Origin of the sequence: Aquincola sp. J276 (assembly GCF_024700035.1) — a bacterium.
In the GTDB taxonomy this organism is placed as follows: Bacteria; Pseudomonadota; Gammaproteobacteria; order Burkholderiales; family Burkholderiaceae_C; genus Aquincola; species Aquincola tertiaricarbonis.
Window position 1 is genome coordinate 2,119,523 of sequence record NZ_JAJONC010000001.1, and the last position, 12,748, is coordinate 2,132,270.

A 12,748-nucleotide genomic window follows, 5' to 3' on the forward strand; every position below is an offset into this window, starting at 1 on the left:
CCGCGGCCCGCCTAGAAGGTTTCCCAGTCGCCGTCGTCAGCCGTGGCGGCGGCGCGTGCCGGCTGGGGCGCCGGGTTCGCCGGCGGCTGGACAGGTGCCGACTTAGCCGGCGCGGCACTCGATCCATCGGCCGCGGGCTTGGCGGCCACCGGCACGGCCGGCGCGCGCGGCGCGGGGCGCACGAGCGCCGGCCGCTTGGCCAACGCGGGCGCCTTGCCCTTGCCCGGCGCCGCGGTCGGCGTGGCGGCGCTGCGCTTGCCCGACAGCGAGGACGCGGCAACCGGCGCGGGTTGGGCGGCGGTGGCCGTCGCCGTCTTGGCAGCGGTGGTGGGTGCAGGCGCGGCGGCCGGCTTGGCAACCGGCGTGGCCGCGGGCCTGGCCGCCGCTGCCGGCGCACCGGCCGGGCTTGGCGGCGCGGCGGCGTCGCCGTGCGCCAGCCGGAACACCGCCACCGCCTGCACCAGCTGGCTGGCCTGGCTGCGCAGGCTTTCCGACGCCGCGGCGCTCTCCTCCACCAGCGCCGCGTTCTGCTGCGTCGCGCGATCCATCTGCGTCACCGCTTCGCCCACCTGGGTGACGCCGGAGGCCTGCTCGCGGCTGGCGGCGCTGATCTCCGCCACGATGTCGGTCACCCGCTGGATGGCCTGCACCACCTCGCCCATGGTGGCGCCGGCGTTGTTAACCAGCGCGCTGCCATGCTCCACCCGCTCGACGCTGGTGGCGATCAGCGTCTTGATCTGGCGCGCCGCCTCGGCCGCCCGCTGCGCCAGGCTGCGCACCTCGCCGGCCACCACGGCAAAGCCGCGGCCCTGCTCGCCGGCGCGCGCCGCCTCCACCGCGGCATTCAGCGCGAGGATGTTGGTCTGGAAGGCGATGCCGTCGATGGTGCCGATGATGTCCGCGATCTGGCGCGAGGAATCGTCGATGCTGCGCATCGTCTCCACCACCCGGTCCACCACGTCGCCGCCCTGGCGGGCCACCTCGGAGGCATTCAGCGCCAGCTGGTTGGCCTGCTGCGCGTTGTCGGCATTCAGCTTGACCGTGCTGGACAGCTGCTCCATCGACGCGGCCGTCTGCTGCAGCGCGCTGGCCTGCTGCTCGGTGCGGGCGCTGAGGTCGCTGTTGCCGGCGGCAATCTGCGCGCTGGCGGTGGCCACGCCATCCGCGCCATGGCGCACGCCGGCGACGATGCCCCGCAGCTTGGCCTGCATGTCGGCCAGGGCAGTCAGCAGGCGGCCCAGCTCGTCCCGGCTGCCCGCGGGGATGGTGCGGCTCAGGTCGCCGTTGGCCATGCACCCGGCCTCCGTCACCGCCTGCTCTGCGGTGCGCGACAGCCGGCCCGACAGGACCATCGCCACGCTGATGCCCGCCAGCAGCGAGCCCAGCCCGGCCACCAGCAGCTCCCAGCGCGCCAGGCTGAACGCCTTGCTGCCGGCGGCGGCGCTGGCCTCGGCACCCTGGGTGTTGATCTCCACCAGCTTCTTCACCGCCAGCGCCGTCTGGTCGAACACCGCGCCCGACTGCACCAGCAGGGCTTCCAGGCCGTTTTCGTCGCCGGCCTTGGCCAGGCGTTCCACCTCGGCGTGCAGTCCGGCATAGCGCTCCCAGGCGGCCACGAAGGCGTCGTAGCCGGCCTGCTCCTCGGGGCTGCTCACCAGGGCCGCATAGGCCCGGCGGTGCTTCTCCACCTCGGCCTGGAGGGCCTGCGCCTCCGACAGCAGCGCAGGCAGGCCGCCGGTGTCCTCCACCCGCACCACGATGCGCAGGCGGTTGATGCGGTAGGCCATCAGGTCGTTGCGCAGGTCGCCCAGCCGCTCCACGCCGGGCAGCCAGTTGTCGGCCAGCTGGGTGTTCTCGTGTTGCACCTTGGTCAGGCCACGCAGGGCCAGCACGCCCTGCACCAGCCCGATGAGGATCAGCAGCCCGAAAGCGGCCAACAGTTTTTTCCGGATGCTGAGGTCAGCGAAACGCATGGAAAGCACTCCCGGCGGCCAACAACGCGCAGGCTCGAACACCGACGGGCATTCCACAGGCACAGCGCGCGTACCGCTCACCAGGTGATAACGACAGCATGCCGCGGGAACTTGAACCGCGATTTCGGGTGGTTTGCGCATCTTCGAACCGACTTATGTGGCGCACAGGCATCGCCTCTGCCGACCTGCAGCCTGCGTGTTCTTCGGGATGAACGTTTTGTCACCGCGGGCGTATCCTCTGCCGCCCCTCGTGGAGGGCCACTGAAAGGACGGCATGAGCAACCCCCTCTCCCCCTGCCGCGCTGGCGCCGCGCCATGCTGCCGACGGCGCTGCAGGCCGGCCTGCTGGCCACCCTGGCCGGCGCCGCGGGCGCCCAGACGGCCGGTGCACCGCCGGCCGTGGCGTCGGCCCCGGCCGCTGCCGAGGCGCCGCGGCTGCAGGTCAGCGGTTTCCGGGTGGAGGGCAACACGCTGCTGCCGGCCGAGCGCATCGACGCCGTGCTTGCGCCCCATGCCGGCCAGCGCAGCGTGGCGGAGCTGCAGGCGGCGGCAGCCGCGCTGCAGGCCCTGTATGCCCAGGCGGGTTATGGCGGCGTGGTGGCCTTCGTGCCGCCGCAGCAGCAGGCCGACGGCGTGGTGCGCATTACCGTGGTGGAGGGCCGGCTGGCGCGGGTGGCGATCGAGGGCCAGAAGCAGTTCAGTGCCGACAACGTGCGCGCCGGCCTGCCCGCACTGGTGCCGGGCAGCACGCCGCGGCTGCAGGCGCTGGACACGCAGATCGGCATGTCCAACGAGAACCCGGCCAAGCAGCTGCAGGTGCTGCTGCAGCCCGGCGCGGCGCCGGGCGAGACCGATGCACGCATCGTGGTCAGCGAGCAGCCGCTGCAGCGGTGGACGGCCAGCCTGGACAACCGCGGCAACCGGCGCACCGGCCATTTGCGCGCCGGGCTGGGCTGGCAGCACGCCAACCTGAGCGACCGCGACGACGTGCTCACCCTCAATGCGCAGACGGCACCGGACAAGCCCAGCGCGGTGAAGGTGCTCAGCGGCAGCTACCGGCTGCCGCTGTATGCGCGACACACCTTCGTCGATGCCTATGCCGCCTGGTCCGACGTGGACGGCGGCACCACCACCACCGTGGTGGGTCCGCTGAGCTTTGCCGGCCGCGGCCGCCTGGCCGGTGTGCGCGCCACGCTGCTGCTGCCCCGCTGGGGCGAGGCCGACCAGCGGCTGGCGCTGGGCCTGGACTACCGCGCCTACCTGAACAGCTGCCGCATTGCCGGCCTGCCCGAGGGTGCCTGCGGCTCGGCCGGCGAGAGCGTCTCGGTGCAGCCGGTCTCGCTGGAGTACTCGTTGCAGCGCGGCGGCGCCCTGGCCTATGGCCTGTCGGTCGGCCTGCACCACAACCTGCAGCTGGGTGGCGGCCGGGCCCGCAGCAGCCGCTTCGAGGCGGTGCGCGAAGGCGCCCAGCCCCGCTTCACCGCGCTGCGCAGCACGCTGCAGCTGGGCGCTTCACCTTATGAAGGCTGGAACCTGCAGCTGCGCGCAGCGGGCCAGTTCACCAACCAGGCGATGGTGCCGGGCGAGCAGTTCGGCATCGGCGGGGCGGGCTCGGTGCGTGGCTACCGCGAGCGCGAGCTGGCCGGCGACCGCGGCCTGCAGGCGGCGCTGGAACTGCTGGGCCCCGAGCTGCTGGCCGGCGGCGCCGACGCCACCGTGCGGGCGCTGGGCTTCTTCGACGCCGGCTGGGTGGGCAACCGCCGCGGCCTGCCCTGTGAGGAGGGCCGCGACGAATGCAGCCTGCGCGCCTGGGGCCTGGGCCTGCGCGCCGCGCTGGGCCGCTGGCAGGGCACGCTGCATGTCGCCCAGGCCCTGAAGGCCGCCCCGCAGACCGACCGCCACGACTTGCGCGCGCATGTGGCCGTCAGCACCAGCTTCTGAAGGACACACCATGGCCCGCCTCCCGCTCCCATCCGTCCGCGGCTCCGCATTGCGCGCCCGCCCGCATCCGCTGGCCATGGCGCTGGCCCTGAGCCTGGCCGGCCCGGCCGCACTGCAGGCGCAGGCCCTGCCCAGCGGCCTGCAGGTGGTGCACGGCCAGGCCGCGGCCACCACCGCCGGCCAGCAGATGACGGTGCGCAACAGCCCCAATGCCATCCTGAACTGGCGCAGCTTCTCCATCGGCGCGCAGCAGTCGGTGCATTTCGACCAGGCCAGCGCCGCCAGCCAGGTGCTCAACCGCATCACCGGCGCCGATCCCTCGGCCATCCTGGGCAGCCTCACCAGCAACGGCAAGGTGTGGCTGCTGAATCCGCACGGCGTGCTGTTCGGTGCCGGCGCGCGGGTGGACGTGGCGGGGCTGGTGGTGTCCACGCTGAACCTGGGCGACGCCGACTTCCTGGCCGGCCGCTACCGCTTCGGCGCGGCCGACACGCTGGCCGGCGAAGGCCGCATCGTCAACCAGGGCGCGCTGCGCACCGCCTCCGGCGGGCGGGTGGCGCTGTTGGCGTCGGCCGCGGGCGTGGCCAACGAAGGCCTGATCGAAGCGCCCGGCGGACAGGTGATGCTGGCCGCCGGGCAGGAGATCGAGCTGGTGGACACGCAGGCGCCCCATCTGGCGCTGCGCGTGGCCGCACCGGCCGGCGAGGCCCTGAACCTGGGCCAGGTGATCGCGCCGGCCGGCCGCATCGACGTGCAGGCCGCCATCGTCAACCAGCAGGGCGTGATGCGGGCCGATGCCCTGGCGGCCGGCCCCGGTGGCGAGCTGGTGCTGCAGGCCAGCCAGCAGCTGCAGCTGGGCGCCGGCAGCCACAGCAGTGCCAGCGGCGGCAGCGGCGGCCGCATCACGCTGGATGCGGGCGCGCAAGGCACGGCGCTGGTGGCCGGCACCGCGGCCGTCACCGGCAGCGCGGGCGGCGGCGGCCAGCTGCGGCTGCTGGGCCGCCACGTGGCGGTGCTGGACGGCGGCGTGCTGGAGGCCTCCGGCCACGCCGGCGGCGGCGAGCTGCTGGTGGGCGGCGGCGCCCAGGGCCGCGATCCCGGCGTGCCGCATGCGCAGGCGGCCTTCATCGCCCCCGGCGCGCTGCTGGCGGCCGACGCCACCGGTGCGGGCGATGGCGGACGCATCGTCGTGTGGTCCGATCTGGCCACCCGCGCCTATGGCCGCTTCAGCGCCACCGGCGGGCCGATGGGTGGCCATGGCGGCCTGGTGGAAACCTCGGGTGGCTGGCTGGACGCGCGGCCCGCGGCGGTCACGGTGCAGGCGCCGCGCGGGCGCGCCGGCACCTGGCTGCTGGACCCGAACGACATCGAGATCGCGGACAACGTCAGCGACACGCAGATCGTCGGCAACCCCGACTTCACCAGCACCGATGACGCGGCGCAGATCTCCACCCTGACCATCCGCACCGCGCTGGAGGCGGGCAACAACGTCAGCATCACCACCGGCACCGGCGGCAGCAACAGCGAGGAAGGCAGCATCCGCATGTTCGGCGCCACCATCGCGCCGGCGCTGAACTCGCCGGTGTCGCTCACGCTGAATGCGCACCGCAACATCCAGCTGTCGGGCTCCACCATCAGCGCGACCGGCGCGCCGCTGGACATCACGTTCAACGCGGCCAAGGACGGCGGCGCCGGCTCCATCGTGGTCGGCAGCAGCACCCTCAACACCAACAACGGCAACCTGCTGCTGGGCGGCAACGGCGTGGCCACCGGGCCGCAGGGCAACGCGCCCTTTGCCGGCGCGGTGGGCGTGGACTCGGACTTCGCCTACGGCGTGGACGTGTTCGGCAGCACGCTCACCGCCGGCAGCGGCAGCATCACGCTGCGCGGCGCCTCGGCGGTGGCCAGCAGCACCACCGGCGGCGTGCTGCTGGACGGCAGCAACCTGTCGGCCCGCAACATCACGGTGCAGGGCTGGGTCGACGGCGGCAACTTCCGCCAGGGCGTGTTCATCGATGGCGGCAGCCTGGTGGCCACGCAGTCGCTCAGCATCCAGGGCCAGGCACTGGGCGCCACCGACCCCACCGGCACCGATCCGCAGCGCGCCAGCCTGGTGGCCGGCGTGGGCATCGTGGGCGCGCAGGTGAGCGTGCAGCCGCCCGCGCCCGATGCCAGCGCGTCGCTCGGCATCGTCGGCACGGCCACGCTGCAGGGCGCGGCGTCCTCCAGCACGCCCGTGGTGGCGCAGGGCGTGTATGCGCAGGCCGAGAACGGCAGCGGCAGCATCAGCGCCGGCAACCAGGCCAGCCTGCTGGTGCAGGGCACGCTGGATTCGGCCGACGGAGGCTACTCGCTGCTGCTGGCCTCCGACGGCTACGGCGGCGCCATCGTGTCGGCCGGCGGCGCGGCCTCGCTCAGCCTGCAGGCACTGGGCAGCGGCGAGCACCGGCTGGGCATCGTCGGCGCGCAGGTGGCCGTGCCCAACGGCGGCACCGCCAGCATCACCTCCACCGGCGGCATCGACATGCTGGATGCCGATGGCGGCTTCTTCAACTCGGCTTCCATCAACGGTGCGCCCACCAGCCTGCTGATGCAGGCGCAGCGCGACATCACCCTGGCCGGCGGCAGCGCCGTCAACTTCAGCGGCCAGGCCACGGCCGTCACGCTGGAATCGCTGGCGGGCGACATCACGCTGGCGGACGCCAGCTTCGTCTCCACCGACAGCACGGTGCGCCTGCTGGCCGCGGGCGTGACGCTGGCCGACAGCGCCAGCGTGAGCGCGGGCGCGGCGGGCGATGCCATCGTCATTGCCGGCAGCGGCGGGCGCAATGCCGACCGCTTCAGCCATGGCGCGGCCAGCCCGGCGCTGCAGGCCACCAACGGCCGCTGGCTTGTCTATGCAAGCAACCCGTCCGCCGGCTTCGATGCCGGCAACCTGGCGCACGACTTCCGCCAGTACGACGCGGTGTTCGGCGATGCGCCCACGGTGCTGGGCAGCGGCAACGGGCTGCTGTTCTCGGTGGCGCCGGTCGTCACCCTCAGCGGCAGCATCAGCAAGGTGTACGACGGCTCGGCCTCGGTCCTGCTGGCGCCGGGCGCGGTGCTGCTGGGCAGCGGCGCGCTGGCGGGCGACCAGCTGCAGGTGGGCTCGGGCACCGCCCTGTACAGCGATGCCCGTGCGGGCACCGGCAAGGCCATCACCGCCGACAGCGCGCTGATCAGCGCCACCGACGCCGCGGGCAAGCCGGTGTACGGCTACCGCAGCGCCGGCCTGACCGGCAGCATCACGCCGCGCACCCTGAGCGTGTCGGGCGTGACCGCGGCCGACAAGGTGTACGACGGCCTGACCACCACCACTGCCACGGCCGGCGGTCTGGTGGGCCTGGTGGAGGGCGAGGCGCTCGACCTCACGCTGGATGCCCGCTTCGCCGATGCCAATGCCGGCACCGGCAAGCCGGTGACGGTGAGCCTGGGGCTGGCCGACGGCGCCGGCGGCCGCGCCAGCGACTACCAGCTGGCCAGCAGCAGCGCCAGCACCACCGCCCGCATCACGCCGCGGCCGCTCACGCTCAACGTGCTGGCCGACGGCAAGCTGTACGACGGCACCGACGTGGCCAACGTCAGCCTGGCCGGCGTGTCCGGGCTGGTGGAGGGCGAGCAGCTGGCCTTCAGCACCAGCGGTCGCTTCAGCGACGCCAATGCCGGCGCAGGCAAGACGGTGCTGGTGAGCGTTTCGGCCGCCGATGGCAGCAGTGGCCGGGTGGCCAACTACAGCGTGCCGGGCTCGCTCACCACCACCGCCGAGATCGGCCTGCGCACCCTGACCTACCTGGCCGACCCGGTGACCGCGGCCGCCGGCAGCGTGCTGCCGGCCTTCACCGGCCAGGTCAGCGGCTTCATCGAAGGCGAGAACCTGGGCAATGCCACCAGCGGCACGCTGCAGTTCAGCAGCCCGGCCGGCAGCACTTCGCCCGCCGGACGCTATGCCATCGAAGGCGGCGGCCTGTCCGCCCGCAACTACCGCTTCACCCAGGCCGAGGGCAATGCGCTCGCACTGACGCTGGTGGCACCGCCCGTGGTGCCTCCCGTGGTACCGCCGGCCGAACCGCCCGCCCCGCCGCCGCCCAGCGCGCCGCCAGTGGAAGCCACCACGCCGCTGCAGCAGGCGGCGCCGCAGGAGCTGGCGCGGGTGCTGGCCGTGGTGCTGCAGCAGCCGCCGGTGGTGCCCGTGCCGCTGCAGAACCGCGCGCTGGACGCCACGCAGGCGCTGGTGCCCGGCCCCGCCAGCACGCCGCGCTTCGGCACCGTGCCGGTGGGCGCGCTGTCCCAGGAGGCGCTGGCCACGCTGCTGGCCTCGCGCGACCGGCTCAAGCAGCAGATCTTCTCGGATGCGCTGGCCCAGCTCAGCCGCAATCCGCAGGCGGCGGACGTGAAGGCCTGCGAGACGCCGGAGCAGGCCGAAAGCGGCATCTGCATGATCACCGTGAAGCAGCGCGACGAGATCCGCGCCGCACGCGCCGCCCAGGCCGGAGCGCCGGCCGCAGTGCCCGAGGCGCCTGCGCCCGGACCTGCGCCTGCGCCGGCACCTGCCGCGCCGGCCCCGGTGGCTCCGCCCTCCCCGGTGCTGCAGGCGGCGGCGCCGGCCCTGCCCGCGCCGCTGTTCCCGGCCCGCGCCACGGTGCGCAACGCCGCGCTGCCGCAGATCCAGCGCAAGCTCGCCGTGCTCATCGGCACCGACCGCTATGCCGACGGCCGCATCCCGCAGCTGGACAACGCGGCCAGCGACGCACGTGCCGTGGGTGCGCTGATGCAGTCCGCGCTGGGCTACGAGACGCTGGTCATCGAGAACGCCAGCAAGGACACCGTGATGCGCACGCTGAACCGCCTGGCCACCGAGGCCGGGCCGGATGATTCCGTGGTCATCTACTACGCCGGCCATGGCGCGGTGGTGCCTGCCACCGGGGAAGGCTACTGGCAGCCGGCCGACGCCGACGCGACGCGGCCCGAGACCTGGATCAGCAATGCCGACATCGGCCGCGCGGTGGAGCGCCTGGGCGCCAGCCAGGTGGCCCTGATCTCGGACAGCTGCTACTCGGGCACCCTGGTGTCCGACGCCCGCATCCGCGCGGCCACCAGCGCCCTTGACCCGGCGCAGGTGCTGTCACGCCGCACGGCGGTGGTCATGTCCTCGGGCGGCAACGAGCCGGTGTTCGATGCCGGCAAAGAAGGCCACAGCACCTTTGCCTGGAACCTGATGCGCACGCTGCAGCAGGTGCCCACCTGGCAGCCCGGCGGCAACGTGTTCGAGCGCGTGCGCTTCGCGGTCGCCCGCGAGCTGCCCCAGCGCCCGCAATACGGGGCCTTCTCTTCCAGCAGCCACACCGCCGGCGGCGACTACCTGTTCGAGAAGCGCGAACTCGGGCGCTGACCGGCGCTCGGCGGGTGGGCACGTGCATGCACGGGACCGGGTGCTCCACGGCAGCGGCCGCCGCCCGGCCGCTCCGAAGGCGGCCGCTCAACCCGCTCGGCGGGTGGGCCCGTGCATGCACGGGACCGGGTGCTCCATGACAGCGGCCGCCGCCCGGCCGCTCCGAAGGCGGCCGCTCAACCCGCTCGGCGGGTGGGCCCGTGCATGCACGGGACCGGGTGCTCCATGACAGCGGCCGCCGCCCGGCCGCTCCGAAGGCGGCCGCTCAACCCGCTCGGCGGGTCGGCCCGTGCATGCACGGGACCGGGTGCTCCACGGCAGCGGCCGCCGCCCGGCCGCTCGGAAGGCGGCCGCTCAACCCGCTCGGCGGGTGGGCCCGTGTACCCACGGGACCGGGTGCTCCATCTACCGGTTGGTGACGATGGTCACCCGCCGGTTCTCCGGCGCCTCCGGCCGCGCGGCGTCCACCGGCTCGGTGGATCCCTTGCCCTGGGGCGCCAGCCGCTCGGGCAGCACGCCGCGCACGGTCACCAGGTAGTCGACCACCGCCTGCGCGCGCAGCTGCGACAGCTTCATGTTGCGGTCGGCCTGGCCGCGCGGGTCGGCATGGCCTTCCACCCGGAAGCCGAAGCCGGCCAGCTTGTCCGATTGCAGCGCCTTGGCCACCGTGTCCAGTGCGGCCTTGCTCTCGGCCGTCAGCTCCGCCGAATCGGTGGGAAAGGTGATGAGCAGCGAGGCCTTGCCCGGCGCGGCCGGCTTGTTGCTGGGCGGACGCACCGCCGGGCGGAAGCCGCGCGTCTTGGCATCGGCCGGCGGCTCGGGCGCCTCGATGGCCAGCGCGTCCACCAGCGCCGATTCGGTCACGTCGGCCCCGCGCAGCATCGGCTCGGGCTGCGATGCGGCCTCGGCCGGCTGCGCCTGCGCCAGCGTGCCGGCACCGGCCAGGACCACGGCCATGAAGAAGCGCGAACGAAGAGCGTGGTGTGTCATGGGCTTCCCCTGCATTGCCTGCGGCCGAGTTTATGGCCGCGCCCGGGCCGCGCGAGGAGCCCGGCGCCTGGCTAGGCCTGCGCCTCGGGCGGCTGCCAGTCCGCATTCACCCGCTGCCACAGCAGGTGGTCGCGCCATTGGCCGTCGATCATCAGGTACTGCGGCGCCAGGCCGATCTGCGTGAAGCCCATGCGGCGGATGAGCGCCAGGCTGCGTTCGTTCTCGGGCCGGATCCCGGCTTCGATGCGATGCAGCCGGCCGCGCGGCGAGAACATCTCCTCGATGCCGCGTGCCAGCGCCTCGGCCATCACGCCGCGGCCTTCCAGGCTCTGGTCGACCGAGTAGCCCAGCGAGGCGCTTTGGAACGGACCACGCGCCACGTTGGAGAAATGCACGCTGCCCACCACGCGCTGCGGCGCATGCGGCTCCACCAGCCAGTAGCGGAAGCCGGTGCCCATGCCGAAGGCCACGGCCGCCATCTGCAGGCGCTCGGCCTGCACTGCCGCGCTGGCGAAGCCGGGCGGCGAGGGCGGGTCCCAGCGGCTGAAGTGGGCCGCGTTGCGGCGGTAGTAGTCGGCCACCGCGGCGGGCTCGACGAAGGCGGAGGCCACCAGTTCCACACGCTGGCCGGCCAGTCGCATGAAGGGGCCTTCGGGCTGGGAGGGAACGGGCAGGGACATGCAGGAATTGTGCGGCAGCCACCCGTCGCATGCGCCGTGATTGTTGACGGCAATGCAATGAGCCATTGGCGTGGCGGGCCTGTTTCCCGAGGGGGCGGCTGCCTACAGTTCATCCCATCGACAGGGCACTCCGACACACAACGCAAACAGCGCCCGGCCGACGAAACCAGATCACTCCACCCTTGAAGGAATCGTCATCATGAACACCAAGTCCCTCATCGCCGCTTCGCTCGTCGCCCTGCTCGCCTCGGGTGCCGCCACCGCCCAGGTGTATGGCGACACTGGCGGCTACGACGTGCCGGAACTGAAGACCCAGGTCGCCCCCAAGACCCGCGCCCAGGTGCTGGCCGAACTGCAGCAGGCCCGTGCCAACGGCGAGCTGCGCACCGATGCCGACGGCTACGACTTCGCCCGCCGCCATGCCGCGCCCTCCACCCGCACCCGTGCGGAAGTGCAGGCAGAGGCCGTGAAGGCCCTGAAGTCGGGCGAGGCGCTGAGCCGCGGCGACCACATCCGCGGCTGAGCCGGCAGCGCAGCCAACTTGTCTAGGCAAGCCGGTGCGCCCACGGCCACTGTTGCAGCCCACGCAATGACGCATTGACGGCCAGGCGCTTTTTCCAGGCAGCCACCGTCCCTACAGTCTCTCTCCATAGGAGCACACATCATGACCACCAAGAACCGCATCGCCACCACCGTCGCCGCTTCGCTCATCGCCTTGCTGGCCTCCACCGCCGCCACCGCCCAGGTGTACGGCGACACCGGCGGCTACAACGTGCCCGAGCTGCAGGCCCCTTCCACCAAGACCCGCGCCCAGGTGAACGCCGAGCTGGCCCAGGCCCGCGCCAATGGCGAGCTGCGCATCACCGCCGAGGGCTACGGCCTGGGCGAGCGTGGCTTCGCGGCCCCCACCGCGTCCACCAAGACCCGTGCCGAAGTGCGCGCCGAAGTCATCAAGGCCATCCAGGCCGGCGAGCACCTGAGCCAGGGCAACTACAGCCGCGGCTGAGCACCTTACTCACGCAACGAACGAAAGCACATCATGAACAGCAAGACCATCTACGCCGCGGCCCTGGCCGCCGGCCTCACGCTGATGAGCGGCGCCACCTTCGCGCAGGCCCACCTGGGCGATACCTACGGCTACACCGTCACGCAGCAGGAATTCAAGTCCACCAAGACCCGCGCGCAAGTGCAGGCCGAGCTGCTCCAGGCCCGTGCCAACGGTGAACTGCGTACCGATGCCGACGGCTACGGCTACCTGGCCCAGCGCCCTGCGGCTTCCGAGCGCAGCCGTGCCGAAGTTCGCGCCGAAACCATCAATGCCATGAAGAGCGGTGCGCTGAGCCAAGGCCAGCAAGCGCTGTACTCACGCGGCTGACCCGCCTTGCGCCCCGCGCCTGACGACGGGCGGCCTGCAAGGGCCGCCCGTCGTCGTTCCAGGGCTGCCCGCGACCTTGTCTAGACAAGAGGAGCCACACCATGAAGACCGCATTCGTGTTCACCGTCGCCGCGCTGGGCTTTGCCGCCAGCGTGGCCTGGGCCGGCCCGGCGCCGGCGGTGGCACCGCGGCAGGCCGCCACGCCCGCGGCCACCGCACCGGCACAGGCACCCACGGCCATGCCTTCGGCCACGACCCCCTCCGCCACCCCCACCAGCACGCCGGGCACCGCGCCGCGCCAGGCGCCCAAGGTGCTGTGCGCCTGCATCGGCGGCGACCACTTCGCCTGATCGCGGCAAGA

At 73.1% G+C, this 12,748-nt stretch carries 9 protein-coding genes; 6 read left to right on the forward strand and 3 right to left on the reverse strand.

Annotated elements, in window-relative coordinates; translation table 11 throughout:
- Positions 1-11: 11 nt before the first annotated feature.
- The gene (locus LRS14_RS30235; RefSeq protein WP_310740817.1) at positions 12-1,973 is read right to left on the reverse strand and encodes a methyl-accepting chemotaxis protein; all 1,962 of its coding nucleotides are present in this window, start codon (positions 1,971-1,973) and stop codon (positions 12-14) included.
- A 315-nt stretch (positions 1,974-2,288) separates the two neighbouring features.
- Between LRS14_RS30235 and LRS14_RS09710 the strand changes: the two genes are divergently transcribed.
- On the forward strand, positions 2,289-3,914 hold the full coding sequence (locus LRS14_RS09710; protein WP_257799399.1) for a ShlB/FhaC/HecB family hemolysin secretion/activation protein: 1,626 nt from the start codon (positions 2,289-2,291) through the stop codon (positions 3,912-3,914).
- Between the two features lie 10 nt (positions 3,915-3,924).
- Positions 3,925-9,342 (forward strand): YDG domain-containing protein, encoded by a 5,418-nt coding sequence (locus LRS14_RS09715; protein ID WP_257799400.1) that lies wholly within the window; start codon positions 3,925-3,927, stop codon positions 9,340-9,342.
- Positions 9,343-9,747: 405 nt separating this feature from the next.
- Here LRS14_RS09715 and LRS14_RS09720 read toward each other — a convergent pair whose 3' ends face one another.
- Positions 9,748-10,332 (reverse strand): OmpA family protein, encoded by a 585-nt coding sequence (locus LRS14_RS09720; protein ID WP_232315402.1) that lies wholly within the window; start codon positions 10,330-10,332, stop codon positions 9,748-9,750.
- A gap of 71 nt (positions 10,333-10,403) precedes the next feature.
- Positions 10,404-11,012: a GNAT family N-acetyltransferase gene (locus LRS14_RS09725; protein WP_257799401.1), complete on the reverse strand. Its 609-nt coding sequence runs from the start codon at positions 11,010-11,012 to the stop codon at positions 10,404-10,406.
- Positions 11,013-11,211: 199 nt separating this feature from the next.
- Here LRS14_RS09725 and LRS14_RS09730 point away from each other — a divergent pair, with 199 nt between their 5' ends.
- The 4 genes from LRS14_RS09730 (at position 11,212) to LRS14_RS09745 (ending at position 12,737) form a co-directional block, all read left to right on the forward strand.
- A complete protein-coding gene (locus tag LRS14_RS09730) occupies positions 11,212-11,535 on the forward strand; it encodes a DUF4148 domain-containing protein (RefSeq protein WP_046114203.1) in 324 nt (107 codons plus the stop codon).
- Positions 11,536-11,676: 141 nt separating this feature from the next.
- Positions 11,677-12,018: a DUF4148 domain-containing protein gene (locus LRS14_RS09735; RefSeq protein ID WP_046114202.1), complete on the forward strand. Its 342-nt coding sequence runs from the start codon at positions 11,677-11,679 to the stop codon at positions 12,016-12,018.
- Positions 12,019-12,051: 33 nt separating this feature from the next.
- The gene (locus tag LRS14_RS09740) at positions 12,052-12,387 is read left to right on the forward strand and encodes a DUF4148 domain-containing protein (protein WP_046114201.1); all 336 of its coding nucleotides are present in this window, start codon (positions 12,052-12,054) and stop codon (positions 12,385-12,387) included.
- A 101-nt stretch (positions 12,388-12,488) separates the two neighbouring features.
- Positions 12,489-12,737 (forward strand): hypothetical protein, encoded by a 249-nt coding sequence (locus tag LRS14_RS09745; protein WP_046114200.1) that lies wholly within the window; start codon positions 12,489-12,491, stop codon positions 12,735-12,737.
- Positions 12,738-12,748: the final 11 nt, after the last annotated feature.